This is a genomic window from Pseudacidovorax sp. RU35E (genome assembly GCF_900156165.1).
Taxonomy (GTDB): domain Bacteria; phylum Pseudomonadota; class Gammaproteobacteria; order Burkholderiales; family Burkholderiaceae_C; genus Xenophilus.
Map to the genome: position 1 here is coordinate 148869 of NZ_FTMY01000008.1, position 18233 is coordinate 167101.

The following is an 18233-nucleotide window of genomic DNA, read 5'->3' on the forward strand; positions in this document are numbered from 1 at the left end:
CCAGGAGTTTTACAGGGAGCCCTTGGTAGAGGGAATCACGCCCGCCGAGCGCGGGTCGAGCTCGAGCGCGGCGCGAACGGCGCGGGCGAAGGCCTTGAAGATCGTCTCGCACTGGTGGTGCGCATTGACGCCCTTGAGGTTGTCGATGTGCAGCGTCACGCCGGCATGGTTGACGAAGCCCTGGAAGAACTCGAAGGCCAGCTGGGTGTCGAAGCCGCCGACCATGCCGCTGGTGAAGCGCACGTCCATGTGCAGACCCGGGCGGCCCGAGAAGTCGACCACCACGCGCGACAGCGCCTCGTCCAACGGCACGTAGGCATGGCCGTAACGGCGGATGCCCTTCTTGTCGCCCACGGCGCGGGCGACGGCCTGGCCCAGAGTGATGCCGACGTCTTCCACCGTGTGGTGGCCGTCGATGTGGAGGTCGCCCTCGCACTGCACGTCCAGGTCGATCAGGCCGTGGCGGGCAATCTGGTCGAGCATGTGGTCGAAGAAGCCGATGCCGGTGGCCAGTTGGGCCTTGCCACTGCCGTCGAGGTCGACGCGCACGCGGATCTTCGTCTCGGCCGTGTTGCGGGCGACCTCGGCGATGCGCGCCGGGGGCGTAGCGCCGCTGGCGGCGGCAACGATGGCGTCGGGAGCCGTGGGGGTGTTCATAGGGAGGCTTGGAGGGCCGCCAGCATGCGCGCGTTGTCGTCGGGGGTGCCGACCGTCAGACGCAGGCAGTTCGCCAGCAGCGGGTGCATTCTAGAAACGTTCTTGATCAGGACCCCGCGCGCCTTCATGCCTGCGAAGGCGCCGTCGGCATCGGGCACGCGCAGCAGGACCATGTTGGCTTCGCTGGGCCACACCTTCACGCCGGGCAGCGCCACGAGCGCATCCATCAGCCGCCTGCGCTCGTCGCGGATCGCGCGGGCCTGCGCCTCGAATACTTCAGCATGCGCGAGCGCGAAGAGCGCGCATTCGGCATTGAGCACGCTGATGTTGTAAGGCGGGCGCACCTTGTCGATCTCGGCGGCCAGCGCCTCGGGCGCCAGCAGGTAGCCGAGGCGCACGCCGGCCAGGCCGAACTTGCTCAGGGTGCGCATCAGCACGACATGGCCGTGCGCGGTCGGGTCACGGCGGATCTCGTCCAGCCAGCTGTGGGCGGCGAAGGGCTGGTAGGCCTCGTCGATCACCACCAGGCCGCCCTGCTCGCCCTGGGCGGCGATGAGCCGGCGCATGACGGCGGCGTCGAACAGGTTGGCGGTCGGGTTGTTGGGATAGGCCAGGTACAGCAGCGCCGGCTTGTGCTCGGCGATGGCGGCGAGCATGGCGGCCTCGTCGAGCTGGAAATCGGCATCCAGCGGCACGCCGACGAATTTCAAGCCCTGGAGCTGCGCGCTGAGCGCGTACATCACGAAGCCGGGCAGGGGCGCCAGGATGGTGGCGCCCGGCTGATCGCAGGCGATGGCCAGCAGCGAGATCAGCTCGTCGGAGCCGTTGCCCAGAACCAGCGACTGGCCCGCGGGCAGGTCCACATGGGCGGTGATGGCCGCCTTGAGCCGCTGCGCCTCGTCGCCAGGATAGCGATTGACGGCCAGCGCCCCGAGGCGGGCGCCCAGTTCGGCTTGCAGCGCGGGCGGCAAGCCGTAGGGGTTCTCCATCGCGTCGAGCTTGAGCAGGCCTTCGGCGGACTGCACGACGTAGGCATGCATGTCGCGGACATCGGGGCGGATGCGCTCGAGGGCGCGGCGGGTCAAGTCGGACATCGGGGGCATGGTCATGAGTGGGGCGCCTTTCGTCGCTCAGGGCGCGCAGCGGTAGGCGCTCTGCAGCGCCGCCGACAGCACCAGTTGCACCGGCATGTCGGCCTCGTAGAGCTGGGCGTTGCGCGCCAGTTCGCCCTGGAACAGCGAACGCGCCATCGCAGGCTCCAGCCGCCGGCCCGCGACGCAGAAGGGTGGCTTCTGGCCGCTGCGCTGGGTCGCCTCGGCGGATTCGCGCAGGCCCTCGACCACGCCGACCAGGTAGTAGCTGGCGTAGTTGGGCCCCTCTTTGCCGGCGGCCTCCAGCGTGCGGAACTCGCGAAGGCTCATGGCTGGCGCCGCCGTGGCAGCGACCAGCAGCGCCAGCGCGATCAACGACCGCCGCAGCGCGGTCACGATCGGCCTTCCAGCCGCAGTTCGGCAGCGCGCGCATGCGCCTGCAGGCCCTCGCCATAGGCCAGCTCGGCGGCAATGGGGCCGAGCGCGCGCGCACCGGCCTCGCTCACCTCGATCAGGCTGCTGCGCTTTTGGAAGTCGTACACGCCCAGTGGCGACGAGAAACGGGCCGTGCCCGAGGTGGGCAGCACGTGGTTGGGCCCCGCGCAGTAGTCGCCCAGGCTCTCGCTGGTGAAGGCGCCCAGGAAGATGGCGCCGGCGTGCTTGAGCAACGGCTCCCAACGTTGCGGCTCGCGGCTGGACACCTCCAGGTGCTCGGGCGCGATGCGGTTGCTGATGGCACAGGCTTCTTCCATGTCGCGCGTGTGGATCAGCGCGCCGCGACCGTTCAGGCTGGCCGCGATGATCTCGCGCCGCGGCATGGTGGGCAGCAGGCGGTCGATCTCGCGCTGCACGGCGTCGATGTAGGCGGCGTCGGGGCACAGCAGGATGCTCTGGGCCAGCTCGTCGTGCTCGGCCTGGCTGAACAGATCCATGGCCACCCAGTCGGGCGGCGTCGTGCCATCGGCCAGCACCAGGATCTCGCTGGGGCCCGCGATCATGTCGATGCCCACGGTGCCGAACACGCGGCGCTTGGCGGCGGCCACGTAGGCATTGCCGGGGCCGGTGATCTTGTCCACGGCCGGCACGGTGGCGGTGCCGTAGGCCAGCGCGGCCACGGCCTGTGCGCCCCCGATGGTGAAGGCGCGCGTGACGCCGGCCACGTGCGCGGCGGCGAGCACCAGCGGGTTCTTCTCGCCGCGCGGCGTGGGCACGACCATCACGATCTCGCCGACGCCGGCCACATGGGCGGGAATGGCGTTCATCAGCACGCTGGACGGATAGGCCGCCTTGCCGCCCGGCACATAGATGCCGACGCGGTCCAACGGCGTGACCTTCTGGCCCAGCAGCGTGCCGTCCTCGTCGCGGTAGGTCCAGCTCTCGCCACTGGCCTTCTTCTGGGCCTCGTGGTAGCTGCGCACCCGGCGGGCAGCGGCTTCGAGGGCTCGGCGCTGCGCATCCGGCAGCGCGTCGAAGGCGGCCTTGAGTTCCACCGGGTCCAGCGCCAGCGCGGCCAGCGAGTCCGCTTCCAGGCCGTCGAAGCGGCGCGTGTATTCCAGCACCGCCGCATCACCGCGCTGCTGCACGTCGGCCAGGATGTCCGCCACACGCTGCTCGATGGCCGCATCGGTTTCCGCCGCCCAATGCAGACGCGCCTTGAACGCGGCCTCGAAATCGGGCGCGGAGGTGGCGAGACGCAGGGGGGTGGCTTGCAGGGTCATGGCAGCGGCGGGGTGGGAAGGGATCGGTCAGTTCTGCGGAAGGGCCGACGCGAAGGCGTCGATGATGCGGCGGATGGGCTCGCGCTTGAGCTTGAGCGCGGCCTGGTTGACGACCAGACGGGCGCTGATGTCCATGATGCGCTCGACCTCCACCAGATGGTTGGCACGCAGCGTGTTGCCGGTGGAAACCAAGTCGACGATGGCATCGGCCAGGCCGGTGAGCGGCGCCAGTTCCATGCTGCCGTAGAGCTTGATCAGGTCCACGTGCACGCCCTTGCGGGCGAAGAACTCGCGGGCCAGGCCCACGTACTTGGTGGCCACGGCCAGCCGCGCGCCCTGGCGCACCGCGTGGGCATAGTCGTAGTCGGCGCGCACGGCCACACTCAGACGGCACTTGGCGATTCGCAGGTCCAGCGGCTGGTACAGGCCTTCGCTGCCGTGCTCCAGCAGCACGTCCAGGCCGGTCACGCCGAGGTCGGCACCGCCGTACTGCACATAGGTGGGCACGTCCGATGCACGCACCAGCACCACGCGAACATCGGGCCGCGTCGTCGGCAGGATCAGCTTGCGCGACTTCTCGGGGTCCTCGGTCACCTCGATGCCAGCGGCGGCCAGCAGCGGCAGGGTCTCTTCGAAGATGCGTCCCTTGGACAAGGCGAGCGTGATCACGCGGCGGCTCCGGTGGAAATGCGTTCGATGTCGGCGCCCAGGCTGCCGAGCTTGCGTTCGATGCGGTCGTAGCCGCGGTCCAGGTGGTAGATGCGGTCCACCAGCGTCTCGCCCTCGGCCACCAGGCCGGCGATGACCAGGCACGCCGAAGCGCGCAGGTCCGTCGCCATCACCGAGGCGCCCGACAGGCGCGGCACGCCCTCGATCACGGCCGTGCGGCCGTCGGTCTGGATGCGGGCACCGAGCCGCAGCAGCTCGTTGACGTGCATCATGCGGTTCTCGAAGATGGTCTCGGTCACCGTCGAGGCACCTTCCGAGATCACGTTCAGCGCCATGAACTGCGCCTGCATGTCGGTCGGGAAGCCCGGGTATTCGGTGGTGCGGAAGCTCTGGCCCTTGAGGCGGCCCTGCGAACGGATGCGCAGGCCGGCGGGCTCCTCGGTGATCTGCGCCCCGGCGTCGCGCAGCTTCTCGACCACGGCATCCAGATGGTCGGCCCGGGCACCGCGAAGCAGCACGTCGCCCCCGGTCGCGGCCACGGCGCACAGGAAGGTGCCGGCCTCGATGCGGTCGGCCACCGTCGCATGCTCGCAGCCGTGCAGGCGTTCCACGCCCTGGATGCGGATGCGGCTGGTGCCATGGCCTTCGATCCTCGCGCCCATCTTGATGAGCATCTCGGCCAGGTCGGGGATCTCCGGCTCTTGCGCCGCGTTCTCGAGCACCGTCTCGCCTTCGGCCAGCGCGGCGGCCATCAGGAGGTTCTCGGTGCCGGTCACGGTGACCATGTCGGTGGTGATGCGCGCGCCGCGCAGCCGCGTGAGGCCGGGCTGCAGCCGGGCCATCATGTAGCCGTGCTCGACGTCGATCTCTGCGCCCATGGCACGAAGGCCCTTGATGTGCTGATCCACCGGCCGCGAGCCGATGCCGCAGCCGCCCGGCAGCGACACCTTGGCATGGCCGAAGCGCGCCACCAGCGGGCCGAGCGCCAGCACGGAGGCGCGCATGGTCTTGACCAGTTCGTAGGGCGCCTCGGGCTGCGTGAGGTCGGCGGCGTTGAGGCTCACCGTGCCGTTGTCGTCGCGCTCGGCGGTCACGCCCATGTGACGCACCAGCTTGAGCATGGTGGAGACGTCCTGCAGGCGCGGCACGTTGTGAACGACCACCGGGTCGGTGGTCAGCAGCGCGGCGCACAGTTGCGGCAACGCCGCGTTCTTGGCGCCAGAAATGGTGACTTCGCCGCCGAGCTGGCGCCCGCCGCGAATGAGGAGTTTGTCCATCAAGATTCCTTGGAACGGCGGCCTCGCCGTTCGGTCAACGGGTCAGGCGCTCTGCTTGGCCCACTCGGCAGGCGTGTAGGTCTTCATCGACAGCGCATGCACCTCGTCGGTGTGCATTTTCTCACCGAGGGTGGCGTAGACCCGCTGGTGGCGTTGGATGAGACGCTTGCCCTCGAACTCGGCCGAGGCGATGGTGGCGAACCAGTGGCGGCCGTCACCCTCCACCGTGATGTACTGGCAGGGCAGGCCGGCCTCGATCAGAGCCTGGAGTTCTTGGGCGGTCATCATGGTTGCGCGGAGCTGTCGTTGGGTGCGGCGGTGGCCTGCAGGGCAGTCGCAACCGCGAAGTGGCAGGCCTTCTTCAGCCTCGGATCTTGTAGCCGGTGCGCAGCAGGTGCACCGCCACGGTGCTCGTCAACGCCAGCGCGCCGGCCACGACGCCCAGGCTCAGCCACGGCGACACGTCCGACATGCCGAAGAAGCCATAGCGGAAGCCGTCGATCATGTAGAAGAAGGGATTGAGGTGGCTCACCGCCTGCCAGAAGGGCGGCAGCGAGCCGATGGAATAGAACACGCCCGACAGGAAGGTCATGGGCATGATCAGGAAGTTCTGGAACACGGCCATCTGGTCGAACTTCTCGGCCCAGAGGCCGGCAATGAGACCCAGCGTGCCCAGGAGGCCGGCGCCCATCAGGGCGAAGAGCACGATCCACAGCGGATGCACGAAAGGCGGCACAGCGAAGAACAGGGTGACCAACAGCACCCCCGTGCCGACCACCAGCCCGCGCACCACCGACGAGCCCACGTAGGCGAAAAACCAGCCCCAGTGCGACAGCGGCGTGAGCAGCACGAAGACCAGGTTGCCCATGATCTTGCTCTGGATGATGGACGAGGAGCTGTTCGCGAAGGCGTTCTGCAGCACGCTCATCATCACCAAACCGGGAATCAGGAAGGCGGTGTAGCTGAAGCGGCCGTAGACCTGGACGTGGTCCTCCAGCACATGGCCGAAGACCATGAGGTAGAGCACCGAGGTCAGCACCGGCGCCCCGACGGTCTGGCCGGCGACCTTCCAGAAGCGCAGCACCTCCTTGGCCAGCAAGGCGCGCCAGCCCATGGCGCGCGACAGCAGCATCTCTCTCATCGCGCCACCTCCAGCGGCGTCTGCTCGCCGGCCATCAGGTCGATGAAGACGTCCTCCAGGTCGGCCTTGCGCATTTCGACGTCCTCGACGGGCACGCCGGCCTCGCGCAGGTTGGACAGAAGCTGCTCCACCTCCAGCGCGTTCTGCGCGGGCAACTGGACGATCCGGCCCGTGATACGCGCATGGCGGGCCAGTTCCCAGGGCAGCTCGGCATCGGTCTTGAAGCGCAGCACATTGCTGGCTGCTGCCTTGAGGAGCTCACTGGTGCGGTCGAGTGCCACCACTCTGCCCTTCTTGAGCATCGCGATGCGGTTGCACAGCGCCTCGGCTTCTTCGAGATAGTGGGTGGTCAGCAGCACGGTGCTGCCTTCACGGTTGAGACGCGCGACGAACTGCCACAGGGTCTGGCGCAGCTCCACGTCCACGCCGGCGGTGGGCTCGTCGAGCACGATCACCGGCGGCTTATGAACCAGCGCCTGCGCCACCAGCACGCGGCGCTTCATGCCGCCGGAGAGCTGGCGCATGTTGGCATCGGCCTTGTCGGCCAGACCCAGGCTGGTGAGCAGCTCGTCGATCCAGTCGTCATTTCGGGCGATGCCGAAGTAGCCGGACTGCAGCCGCAGTGTCTCGCGCACGTTGAAGAACGGATCGAAGACCAGCTCCTGCGGCACGATTCCCAACTGGCGGCGGGCTTCGGCAAAGTGCGTGTGCACGTCGAAACCATGCACGCTCACCTGCCCCGCGGTGGCGCGCGACAGGCCCGCGAGGATGCTGATGAGGGTGGTCTTGCCCGCGCCATTGGGGCCCAGGAGGCCAAAGAATTCGCCTTCCTCGATGTCGAAGCTGACATCTTCCAGCGCCCGAAGCCCCGATTGGCCGTGGGCCCGCTGAGAACGCGAGGCGGGGTAAGTCTTGGAGACGGATTGGAAGGAGACGGCGGCCATGGGGGACGGGATTCTAGGTGCTTGCCCTTGGCACCTGCCCCAGGCAGGGCATCGGCCCGCTACGCCGGCCGGCGACAAAACTGGCGGGCCCGGCCCTGCGCGCTCAGGGCGCCGACGGCAGAAGGCCCGCGACGCCGTACAGCATCGCCAGCTCCCGCAGGCGAGCCGGCAGCCCCTTGACCGCGAAGCCGCGACCCAGGGCAGCCGCCTCCCGGCGGCACTCCAGCAGAACCGCGAGCGCTGACGAGTCGAACTGGCTCAAGGCACTGGCATCCACGACCGCCGACGAGCCAACCTGCGCCGTCAGTCCCTGCTGCAGCATCCGCATGCAGGCAGGCGCCTCGTCATGCGTCAGCCGCGGCGGCAACATCAGAGTGAGGGCATCGAGCGCCATCGGCAGCGACTCAGCTGCGGGCGTTGGACTTGTTGCGCGCGGCCAGCGTCGCGATCAGCCCGTCGATGCCCTTGGCATTGATTTCCTGAGCGAACTGGGTGCGGTAGGTGTCGACCAGCCACACACCCATCACATTCAGGTTGAAGACCTTCCAGCCGTACCCTTCGCCGGGCGTCTTCTCCAGGCGGTAGTCGATCTGCACCGGGTCGCCCGAGCCGCGCACCTCGGTACGGACCAGCACTTCCTTGTCGTCCGGCGACCCACGCAGAGGCTTGATGTTGACGGTCTGGTCGCTCACCTGGTCCAGCGCGCCCGCATACGTACGCACCAGCAAGGTCTTGAATTCCTGCTGGAGGCGGTTGCGCTGCTCGGGTGTCGCCTGACGCCAGGCAGGCCCCACGGCCGAAGCCGTCATGCGCTGGAAGTTCACGTTGGGCATGATCTTGGCGTCGACCAAGGCCATGATCTTCGGAATGTCGCCGGCCTTGATGGAGCTGTCGGCCTTGATGGTGTCGAGCACTTCGGTGGACAGACGCTTGACGAGCGCGTCCGGCGCTTCGTCCGCGGCCATGGCCGGCACGCTGGCGGCACCCAATGCGAACACGAAGGCACCGAGGCTGGCCCAGCGGCCCAAGGTGCGTCGTTGAATGGCGAAAGTCATGAGGTTCCCTTCAATCATTGTGCGGCGTCCGCAGATCGCCGTTGGAGATGCCGGCAGCACACCGGTTCCGATGCCCGCTAGGCACATGCAACCAACTGCAAGTCCGGCGGGCGAGACGTCATTCTTCGTCGTCCTGTCGGCCGCGGACGCCGCCGATCTCCGCCTTGCGGCGCTGCAGGTAGGCATCGCGAACGAAGCTGTACGGATCGAGCGCCGCATCCTCGAGCAGGCTGGTGGTGCGCAGATAGCGTGCACGCTTGTCGACGATGCGCAAGCCGGACAAGGCGACGCCCGCGCCGGAGTCATCGACGTACGACACGGGGTCGCCCTTCCAGTCGAGCGGCAGGGCTGCCGTGTCGCGCACGGTCGAGGGCCCCAGCAGGGGCAGCATCACATAAGGCCCGGCCGGCACGCCCCAGTAACCCAAGGTCTGGCCGAAATCCGCGCTGTGCCGCTCGATGCCCAGGTCACTCGCCACATCCAGCAACCCTCCCAATCCGAAGAAGGTGTTGACGTTGAGCCGCATGAAGGTCTCGGCGCTGTTCTGCCCCTTCAGCTGCAGGACGTTGTTGGCAAAGTTCCAGACATCACCGAGGTTGCTGAAGAAGTTCGTCACGCCGCTTCGCATGAGCGAAGGCACCACATCGCGATAGGTGGTGGCCACGGGCTTGAGGACGGCGTCGTCCACCGCCTTGTTGAAGCGGAACACCCCACGATTGAACGGTTCGAAGGGATCGACCGGGTTGCGCGCCACGGGCGCAGGCCCGGCCATGCTGCTGTCGGCGCTGCGTCCGGTGGTCGATGCGGGCGACGTGTCGGTGGGGGCCTGGGCCAGCGCGCAGGCACTGAAGGCGGTCAGGCTCCCCGCCAACATCCAGATGCGCAACGGCCTGGCCATCACCACGAGATCGGTCTTCATTTTTTGCTCCCTTCTGCTGACTTGTTCGAATCGCCGCTGGACGAATTGCCGTCCGAGGCCTTGCTGTAGAGGAACTGGCTGATGAGGTTCTCGAGCACGACGGCGGACTGGGTCGACGAGATGGTGTCGCCTGCCTCGAGGTTCTTGTCGTCCGCACCCGCCTCGATGCCGATGTACTGCTCGCCCAGCAGGCCGCTCGTCAGGATCTTCAGCGAGCTGTCCTTGGGGAAGTGATAGCGATCCTGAAGCGCGAGCGTCACGCGGGCCTGGAAGCTCTTGTCGTCGAAGCCGATGGACTCGACCCGGCCCACCACCACCCCAGCGCTCTTGACGGCCGTCTGCGGCTTGAGTCCGCCGATGTTGTCGAAGCGGGCGGTGACCTTGTAGGTCTTCTGGAAATTCAGGCTCAGCAGATTGGCCGATTGCAGGGCCAGGAAGAGCAGTGCTGCCGCGCCGATGAGCACGAACAGGCCGACCCAGAGATCGCTGCGGGAACGTTGCATTGGTTTACCTCAGAGGCTGAACATCATGGCGGTGAGCAGGAAGTCGAGTCCCAGCACCGCCAATGAAGCGACCACCACCGTGCGTGTGGTGGCGCGGGAGACGCCCTCTGGCGTCGGCAGGGCCTCGAAACCCTGGAGCAGCGCGACGAAGCTCACGGTGAAGCCGAAGACCACGCTCTTGATCACACCATTGCCGACGTCGCGAAGCACGTCGACGCCGCTCTGCATCTGCCCCCAGAAGGCGCCGGAATCCACGCCGAGCATCAGCACGCCGACCACCCAGCCGCCCAGCACGCCGACTGCGCTGAACACGGCCGACAGCAGCGGCAGCGTGATCACGCCGGCCCAGAAGCGCGGCGCAAGAACCCGACGCACCGGATCCACGGCCATCATTTCCATGGCGCTGAGCTGCTCGCCGGCCTTCATCAGGCCGACCTCGGCCGTGAGGGAAGTGCCCGCACGGCCGGCGAACAGCAGCGCCGCAACCACGGGCCCCAGTTCGCGCACCAGGGAGAGGGTGACCAGCAACCCCAGGGCATCGGAGGCACCGTAGCGTTGCAACGTGTAGTAGCCCTGCAGGCCCAGCACGAAACCCACGAACAGACCGGACACCGCGATGATCGCGAGCGAATAGTTGCCCAGGAAGTGAATCTGGTCGCGCACGAGCCCGAAGCGGCGCAGACAGGCGCCCAGATCGGCCACCAGGCGCACGAACAGGCGGGCGCCGTGTCCGAGGTCTGCCAGCTTGCGACGCGCGGCGAAGCCGACGTCCGACGGATGCCACCACCTCATGGCCGGCCTCCCTGCATGTGGCCGAAGTCCTCGTCGACCGATGGACCGGGATAGTGGAAGCGCACCGGGCCTTCCGCCTCCGCGTTGACGAACTGGTGCACGAGTGGATCGGTGCTGGCGCGCACTTCGTCCGGCGTGCCCTGCGCCGCCACCTTGCCGTTGGCGAGGATGACCACGTGGTCGGCGATACGGAAGGTTTCGTCCAGATCGTGCGAGACGATCACGCTGGTGAGCCCCAGCGCATCGTTGAGGCGGCGGATCAGGCGCGCGGACGTGCCCAGGGAGATCGGATCGAGCCCGGCGAAGGGCTCGTCGTACATGACGAGCTCGGGGTCGAGTGCGATGGCCCGCGCCAGCGCCACCCGGCGCGCCATGCCACCCGACACCTCGCTGGGCATCAGCCCCCGCGCACCGCGCAGGCCGACCGCATCCAGCTTCATGAGCACGATGTCGCGAATCAGCGCCTCGGCCAACTGCGTGTGCTCACGCAGCGGGAACGCGACGTTGTCGAACACCGTCATGTCGGTGAAGAGCGCGCCGAACTGGAACAACATGCCCATGCGACGCCGCGCGCCGTACAGCGCGGCGGAATCCATGTGGCCGACGTCCTGGCCGTCGAAGCGCACCTCACCCGCGCTGGACCGCACCTGCCCGCCGATCAGGCGCAGCACCGTGGTCTTGCCTCCGCCCGAGGCGCCCATCAGCGCCGTCACCCGTCCACGCGGCACGGCGAAGGAGACGCCGTCCAGGATGGCGCGCTCGCCGTAGCCGAAGCGCACATCACGGAACTCGACGAAAGGGGCGGTGTCGGCGGTGGACAAGATGGATGGGTCGGTAAGGCAGGGAAGAGCTGGATTCTCAAAAAAAGAGCAAGCCGGGCGCCTGACTGGCATCCCGGCTTGGGCGACCGATGATAAGGGAAAGCACGTACGCGGCGTTGTCGGCGCCCAGGCCCGCGCCCGGCAGGCGGTCACGCCGGAAAACCGGCACAGCATCAAAGATCGAATGGCCGCGGATCAGGCCACGCCAGGGCACCCCGGGAACTGGCTCCGCCAGGCCTGCGGGTGCGCCCCCCTCCAAGCCGAAGGCGCAAGGGAGGGGGGAGCCGCGAAGCGGCATGGGGGGTGTACCTTTTCTTCAGCGGGGCAGGTCGCTGAATCCCATCAGGAATTCGTCCACCGCCCGCGCGGCCTGTCGGCCCTCGCGGATGGCCCACACCACCAGCGACTGGCCGCGGCGCATGTCGCCCGCGGCGAACACCTTGGGCACGTTGGTGGCGTAGCCGCCGTTGAAGTCGACGGTGGCCTTGGCGTTGCCGCGCGCGTCCTTCTCGATGCCGAAGGCCTCGAGCACCGGCGAGACCGGACTCACGAAGCCCATGGCCAGCAGCACCAGGTCGGCCTTGTGGATCTTCTCGGTGCCGGGCACCTCGACGAACTTGCCGTCCTTGAATTCCACCTGCGCCGTCTTCAGGCCGGTGACCTTGCCCTTCTCGCCGATGAATTCCTTGGTCGAGATGGCGAACTCGCGCTCGCAGCCTTCCTCGTGGCTGGAGGAGGTGCGCAGCTTGTACGGCCAGTAGGGCCAGACCAGCGGCTTGTTCTCCGCTTCGGGCGGCATGGGCATCAGCTCGAACTGGGTCACGCTGGCCGCGCCATGGCGGTTGCTGGTGCCCACGCAGTCGGAGCCGGTGTCGCCGCCGCCGATCACGATGACGTGCTTGCCGTCCGCGCGCAACTGGCCCTTGACCTTGTCGCCGGCGTTCACGCGGTTCTGCTGCGGGAGGAACTCCATCGCGAAATGGATGCCGTCCAGATCGCGGCCGGGCGCGGGCAGGTCGCGCGACTGCTCGGCGCCGCCGGTCAGCAGCACGGCATCGAACTCGCCCTGCAGCTGCTCGGGCGTGACGGTCTCCTTGGCCAGGTTGGTGACCTTGGAGCCCTTGCCCAGCGTGTCCTTGGCGGCACCGACGACCACGCCGGTGCGGAAGACCACGCCTTCGGCCTTCATCTGCTCGACGCGGCGGTCGATGTGCGACTTCTCCATCTTGAAGTCGGGGATGCCGTAGCGCAGCAGGCCGCCGACACGGTCGTTCTTCTCGAACAGCGTGACGTCGTGGCCGGCGCGCGCCAGTTGCTGCGCCGCGGCCAGGCCGGCCGGACCGGCGCCGACAACGGCGACCTTCTTGCCGGTCTTGTGCTTGGCCGGGCGGGGCTTGACCCAGCCTTCGGCCCAGGCGCGGTCGATGATCGCGTGCTCCAGCGACTTGATGCCGACCGCGTCGTCGTTCACGTTCAGCACGCAGGCCGCCTCGCAGGGCGCGGGGCAGATGCGGCCGGTGAACTCGGGGAAGTTGTTGGTCGAATCCAGCACCGCGAAGGCGTTCTTCCAGTCCTGGCGGTACACCAGGTCGTTGAAGTCCGGAATGATGTTGTTGACCGGGCAGCCGTTGTTGCAGAAGGGCGTGCCGCAGTCCATGCAGCGCGCGCCCTGCACCTTGGCCTGCTCGTCGTCGAGCGCGACGACGAATTCCTTGTAGTGCTTCAGACGCTCATCGACCGGGCGGTAGCCCTCCTCGAGCCGCTCGAATTCCATGAAGCCGGTGACTTTTCCCATCGTGTGTTCCTCGTTCTCGTTCGTGGCGCGTCGGCTCAGCCCGCTGCGGCGGCGGAGACGGCATGCGGCTCCAGGCCGGCCTTGGCATCGTTGCCGGTGCTGGCTAGCATCATCCTGCGGTCGTGGATCTCGCCCAGGGCGCGCTTGTATTCGTTCGGGAAGACCTTCACGAACTTCGTGCGCGACAGGGCCCAGTCGTCCAGCAGGTCGCGGGCGCGCTTGCTGCCGGTCCAGCGGTGGTGCTCTTCGAGCAGCTTGCGCAGTTGGGCCTCGTCGGTCTGGGCGTTGTGCCAGAACTTGCGGTCGACGCCGGCGGTCTGCTCGCCGGTGGTCAACACCTTGTCGAGCGTGACCATGGCCAGGTTGCAGCGCGAGGCGAACTGGCCGTCCTCGTCATAGACGAAGGCGACGCCGCCGCTCATGCCGGCCGCGAAGTTGCGGCCCGTCTTGCCCAGCACGACCACCGTGCCGCCGGTCATGTATTCGCAGCCGTGGTCACCCGTGCCTTCGACCACCGCCGTGGCGCCCGACAGGCGCACCGCGAAGCGCTCGCCCGCCACGCCGGCCAGGAAGGCCTCGCCCGTGGTGGCACCGTACAGCGCCGTGTTGCCCACGATGATGTTGCGCGCCGCCTCGCCGCGGAAGTCCAGGCTGGGGCGCACCACCACACGGCCGCCCGACAGGCCCTTGCCGGTGTAGTCGTTGGCCTCGCCGATCAGGTACAGCGTGATGCCACGCGCCAGGAAGGCGCCGAAGGACTGGCCGCCCGTGCCTTCCAGCTGGATGCGGACCGAGTCGTCGGGCAGGCCTTCGGGGTGCACCTTGGTCAGCGCGCCGGAGAGCATGGCGCCCACCGAGCGATTGACGTTGCGCACCGTCTCGATGAACTGCACCTTCTCGCCGCGGTCGATGGCCGGGCGCGACTTCTCGATCAGCTTGTTGTCCAGGCTCTTCTCGAGGCCGTGCTCCTGGCTGTCGACATGCAGGCGCGGCACTTCGGCCGGCACCTGGGGCTGCGCGAACAGGCGGCTGAAGTCCAGGCCGCGGGCCTTCCAGTGGGCGATGCCCTTGCGCATGTCGAGCAGGTCGGCGCGGCCGATCAGCTCGTCGAACTTGCGCAGGCCCAACTGGGCCATGATCTGGCGCACTTCCTCGGCGACGAAGAAGAAGTAGTTGACGACATGCTCGGGCTTGCCGGCGAACTTCTGGCGCAGCACCGGGTCCTGCGTGGCCACGCCCACCGGGCAGGTGTTGAGGTGGCACTTGCGCATCATGATGCAGCCCTCGACCACCAGCGGCGCGGTGGCGAAGCCGAATTCGTCGGCGCCCAGCAGCGCGCCGATCACGACGTCGCGGCCGGTCTTCATCTGGCCGTCGGCCTGCACGCGGATGCGGCCGCGCAGGCGGTTGAGCACCAGCGTCTGCTGGGTCTCGGCCAGGCCGATTTCCCACGGGCTGCCGGCATGCTTGATGGACGACCAAGGCGAGGCGCCCGTGCCGCCGTCATGGCCGGCGATCACGACGTGGTCGCTCTTGCACTTGGCCACGCCAGCCGCGATGGTGCCCACGCCGATCTCCGACACCAGCTTGACGCTGATGGAGGCGTGCGGCGCCACGTTCTTCAGATCGTGGATCAGCTGGGCCAGGTCCTCGATGGAGTAGATGTCGTGGTGCGGCGGCGGGCTGATCAGGCCCACGCCGGGCACCGAATAGCGCTGCTTGCCGATGTACTCGGTGACCTTGCCGCCGGGCAGCTGGCCGCCCTCGCCCGGCTTGGCGCCCTGGGCCATCTTGATCTGGATCTGGTCGGACGAGGACAGGTACTCCGCCGTCACGCCGAAGCGGCCCGAGGCCACCTGCTTGATGCGCGAGCGAAGCGAATCGCCTTCCTTCAGGGGCAGGTCGACCTCGACGTTCTGCGCGCCGATCTCGCTCTTGAGCGTGGCGCCCTGCTTGATCGGGATGCCCTTGAGCTCGTTGCGATAGCGCGCCGGGTCCTCACCGCCCTCGCCGGTGTTGCTCTTGCCGCCGATGCGGTTCATGGCAATGGCCAGCGTCGAGTGGGCCTCGGTGCTGATCGAGCCGAGCGACATGGCGCCCGTGGCGAAGCGCTTGACGATCTCGGCCGCGGACTCGACCTCGTCGACGGGAATCGCCTTCGCGGTGTCGAACTTGAACTCGAACAGGCCGCGCAGCGTGAGGTGGCGGCGGCTCTGGTCGTTGATGATCTGCGCGTATTCCTTGTAGGTGTTGAAGTTGTTCGCGCGGGTGGAATGCTGCAGCTTGGCGATGGCGTCGGGCGTCCACATGTGGTCTTCGCCGCGGGTGCGCCAGGCGTATTCGCCGCCGGCGTCCAGCATCGAGTCGAGCACCGGGTCGTCGCCGAAGGCGGCCTTGTGCATGCGGATGGCTTCCTGCGCGATCTCGAACACGCCGATGCCTTCCACGCGGCTGGCGGTGCCGGTGAAGTACTTGTTCACCGTCTCGGTGTTCAGGCCGATGGCCTCGAACAGTTGGGCGCCGCAGTAGCTCATGTACGTGCTCACGCCCATCTTGGACATGATCTTAGACAGGCCCTTGCCGATCGCCTTGACGTAGTTGTAGATGGCCTTCTCGGCCGACATGTCGACCGGCAGGTCCTGGTGCATCGCGGCCAGGGTCTCCATGGCCAGATAGGGGTGCACGGCCTCGGCGCCGTAGCCGGCCAGCACGGCGAAGTGGTGCACCTCGCGGGCCGAGCCGGTCTCCACCACCAGGCCGGCGCTGGTGCGCACGCCTTCGCGGATCAGATGCTGATGGATGGCCGACAGGGCCAGCACGGCCGGGATCGGCAGTTGCTCGGCGCTCATGGCGCGGTCGCTCACGATCAGGATGTTGTGGCCGCCCTTGATGGCGTCCACCGCCTCCGCACACAGCGAGGCCAGCTTGGCTTCCACGCCCTCTTCGCCCCAGGCGAGCGGGTAGGTGATGTCGAGCGTGTAGCTCTTGAATTTGCCCTGCGTGAAGGTGCCGATGTCGCGCAGCTTGGCCATGTCGTTGAAGTCGAGCACGGGCTGGCTCACTTCGAGACGCATGGGCGGGTTGACCTGGTTGATGTCGAGCAGGTTGGGCTTGGGGCCCACGAAGCTGACCAGCGACATGACGATGGCCTCGCGGATCGGGTCGATCGGCGGGTTGGTCACCTGGGCGAACAGCTGCTTGAAGTAGTTGTACAGCGGCTTGTTCTTGCTGGAGAGCACGGCCAGCGGGCTGTCGTTGCCCATGGAGCCGATGCCTTCCTCGCCGGCCACGGCCATCGGGCTCATCAGGAACTTGATGTCTTCCTGCGTGTAGCCGAAGGCCTGCTGGCGGTCCAGCAGCGACACGGGGCTGGCCGGGGCCTCGCCCGCGCCCTCGACGTCGTCGAGCTTGATGCGCAGGTTCTCGATCCACTGCTTGTAGGGCTTGCTGTGGGCGAGGGTGGCCTTGACCTCCTCGTCGTCGATCATGCGGCCCTGGTCGAGGTCGATCAGGAACATCTTGCCGGGCTGCAGGCGCCACTTGCGCACGATCTTGGCTTCGGGGATCGGCAGCACGCCGGCCTCGGAACCCATGATGACCATGTCGTCGTCGGTCACGCAGTAGCGCGCGGGGCGCAGGCCGTTGCGGTCCAGCGTGGCGCCGATCTGCTTGCCGTCGGTGAACACCACGGCGGCCGGGCCGTCCCAGGGCTCCAGCATGGCGGCGTGGTACTCATAGAAGGCGCGGCGGCGCGGATCCATGGTGGCGTGCTGCTCCCAGGGCTCCGGGATCATCATCATCACGGCCTGGCTGATCGGGTAGCCGGCCATCGTCAGCAGCTCGAGGCAGTTGTCGAAGGTGGCGGTGTCGGACTGGCCGGCGAAGCTGATCGGGTAGAGCTTGGCCAGGTCGGCGCCCAGCACGGGCGAGCTCATCACGCCTTCGCGGGCGCGCATCCAGTTGTAGTTGCCCTTGACCGTGTTGATCTCGCCGTTGTGGGCGACGTAGCGGTAGGGGTGAGCCAGCGGCCACTCGGGGAAGGTGTTGGTGGAGAAGCGCTGGTGCACCAGGCCGATGGCCGAGATGCAGCGGGCGTCCTGCAGGTCGAGGTAGTAGGTGCCGACCTGGTCGGCCAGCAGCAGGCCCTTGTAGACCACCGTGCGGCTGCTCATGCTCGGAACGTAGTATTCCTTGCTGTGCTTGAGCTTGAGCGCCTGGATGTTGGCGCTGGCCGTCTTGCGGATGACGTAGAGCTTGCGCTCCAGCGCGTCCTGCACGATCACATCGGCGCCACGGCCGATGAAGACCTGGCGCATCACCGGCTCCTTGTCGCGCACGGTGGGCGACATGGGCATCTCGCGGTTGACCGGCACGTCGCGCCAGCCCAGCAGCACTTGGCCTTCGGCCTTGATGGCGCGCTCCATCTCCTGTTCGCAGGCCAGGCGCGAGGCGTGTTCCTTGGGCAGGAAGATCATGCCGACGCCGTACTCGCCGGCCGGCGGCAGGGTGACGCCCTGCTTCGCCATTTCTTCGCGGTAGAGCGCGTCGGGGATCTGGATCAGGATGCCCGCGCCGTCGCCCATCAGCTTGTCGGCGCCGACGGCGCCGCGGTGGTCGATGTTCTCGAGGATCTTCAGCGCCTGGGTGACGATGTCGTGGCGCTTCTCACCCTTGATGTGGGCCACGAAACCCACGCCACAGGCGTCGTGCTCGTTGGCGGTGGCGTACAGGCCTTTTTGTTGGAGGTGTTCGATTTCTGCTGCCAGGGTCATGGCACGCTCCTCGGAGATATCGTGGGGAATTCGGGGAGCATAGGGACTTGCACGAAGAATGCCAAACGTTTTAATTGGG

General features: G+C 67.6%; 17 protein-coding genes. All 17 read right to left on the reverse strand.

The window, feature by feature from the left end; all coding sequences use genetic code 11:
• Positions 1 to 9: 9 nt before the first annotated feature.
• The 17 genes from hisB to BXA03_RS16025 all read right to left on the reverse strand — a co-directional run bounded on the left by hisB (position 10) and on the right by BXA03_RS16025 (position 18154).
• Positions 10 to 657: an imidazoleglycerol-phosphate dehydratase HisB gene (hisB, locus tag BXA03_RS15945; RefSeq protein WP_076509590.1), complete on the reverse strand. Its 648-nt coding sequence runs from the start codon at positions 655 to 657 to the stop codon at positions 10 to 12.
• Positions 654 to 1766: a histidinol-phosphate transaminase gene (gene hisC, locus BXA03_RS15950; RefSeq protein ID WP_076509592.1), complete on the reverse strand. Its 1113-nt coding sequence runs from the start codon at positions 1764 to 1766 to the stop codon at positions 654 to 656. The genes hisB and hisC overlap by 4 nt, the downstream gene beginning before the upstream one ends.
• Positions 1767 to 1787: 21 nt before the next feature.
• Complete coding sequence (locus BXA03_RS15955; RefSeq protein WP_234983707.1) at positions 1788 to 2144, reverse strand: hypothetical protein; 357 nt, start codon at positions 2142 to 2144, stop codon at positions 1788 to 1790.
• Positions 2141 to 3466 carry a histidinol dehydrogenase gene (gene hisD / locus BXA03_RS15960; protein WP_076509594.1) on the reverse strand — a complete coding sequence of 442 codons (1326 nt, stop codon included), beginning with the start codon at positions 3464 to 3466 and terminating at the stop codon, positions 2141 to 2143. The genes BXA03_RS15955 and hisD overlap by 4 nt, the downstream gene beginning before the upstream one ends.
• Before the next feature lie 27 nt (positions 3467 to 3493).
• Positions 3494 to 4135, reverse strand: a complete 642-nt coding sequence (gene hisG / locus BXA03_RS15965; protein ID WP_076509596.1) for an ATP phosphoribosyltransferase — start codon at positions 4133 to 4135, stop codon at positions 3494 to 3496.
• Positions 4132 to 5412 carry a UDP-N-acetylglucosamine 1-carboxyvinyltransferase gene (gene murA / locus BXA03_RS15970; protein WP_076509598.1) on the reverse strand — a complete coding sequence of 427 codons (1281 nt, stop codon included), beginning with the start codon at positions 5410 to 5412 and terminating at the stop codon, positions 4132 to 4134. Before murA ends, hisG begins: the two co-directional genes overlap by 4 nt.
• A 42-nt stretch (positions 5413 to 5454) precedes the next feature.
• Complete coding sequence (locus tag BXA03_RS15975) at positions 5455 to 5697, reverse strand: BolA family protein (RefSeq protein ID WP_076509850.1); 243 nt, start codon at positions 5695 to 5697, stop codon at positions 5455 to 5457.
• Positions 5698 to 5773: 76 nt separating this feature from the next.
• Positions 5774 to 6544 (reverse strand): ABC transporter permease, encoded by a 771-nt coding sequence (locus BXA03_RS15980; RefSeq protein WP_234983716.1) that lies wholly within the window; start codon positions 6542 to 6544, stop codon positions 5774 to 5776.
• A 5-nt stretch (positions 6545 to 6549) separates the two neighbouring features.
• Positions 6550 to 7497 (reverse strand): ABC transporter ATP-binding protein, encoded by a 948-nt coding sequence (locus tag BXA03_RS15985; protein ID WP_076509601.1) that lies wholly within the window; start codon positions 7495 to 7497, stop codon positions 6550 to 6552.
• A 103-nt stretch (positions 7498 to 7600) separates the two neighbouring features.
• Positions 7601 to 7891, reverse strand: coding sequence for an STAS domain-containing protein (locus tag BXA03_RS15990; RefSeq protein ID WP_076509603.1), 291 nt, complete (start codon positions 7889 to 7891; stop codon positions 7601 to 7603).
• Between the two features lie 10 nt (positions 7892 to 7901).
• Entirely contained in the window at positions 7902 to 8552 is a 651-nt protein-coding gene (locus BXA03_RS15995) for an MlaC/ttg2D family ABC transporter substrate-binding protein (RefSeq protein ID WP_076509605.1), read from the reverse strand.
• Positions 8553 to 8670: 118 nt separating this feature from the next.
• Complete coding sequence (locus BXA03_RS16000; protein WP_143476342.1) at positions 8671 to 9324, reverse strand: MlaA family lipoprotein; 654 nt, start codon at positions 9322 to 9324, stop codon at positions 8671 to 8673.
• A 143-nt stretch (positions 9325 to 9467) separates the two neighbouring features.
• Complete coding sequence (gene mlaD / locus BXA03_RS16005) at positions 9468 to 9974, reverse strand: outer membrane lipid asymmetry maintenance protein MlaD (RefSeq protein WP_076509607.1); 507 nt, start codon at positions 9972 to 9974, stop codon at positions 9468 to 9470.
• Positions 9975 to 9983: 9 nt separating this feature from the next.
• A complete protein-coding gene (mlaE, locus tag BXA03_RS16010) occupies positions 9984 to 10766 on the reverse strand; it encodes a lipid asymmetry maintenance ABC transporter permease subunit MlaE (protein ID WP_076509609.1) in 783 nt (260 codons plus the stop codon).
• Positions 10763 to 11659, reverse strand: a complete 897-nt coding sequence (locus tag BXA03_RS16015; RefSeq protein ID WP_083716119.1) for an ABC transporter ATP-binding protein — start codon at positions 11657 to 11659, stop codon at positions 10763 to 10765. Before BXA03_RS16015 ends, mlaE begins: the two co-directional genes overlap by 4 nt.
• Positions 11660 to 11903: 244 nt before the next feature.
• Positions 11904 to 13382: a glutamate synthase subunit beta gene (locus BXA03_RS16020; RefSeq protein WP_076509611.1), complete on the reverse strand. Its 1479-nt coding sequence runs from the start codon at positions 13380 to 13382 to the stop codon at positions 11904 to 11906.
• Positions 13383 to 13417: 35 nt separating this feature from the next.
• Positions 13418 to 18154, reverse strand: a complete 4737-nt coding sequence (locus BXA03_RS16025) for a glutamate synthase-related protein (protein WP_076509613.1) — start codon at positions 18152 to 18154, stop codon at positions 13418 to 13420.
• Positions 18155 to 18233: the final 79 nt, after the last annotated feature.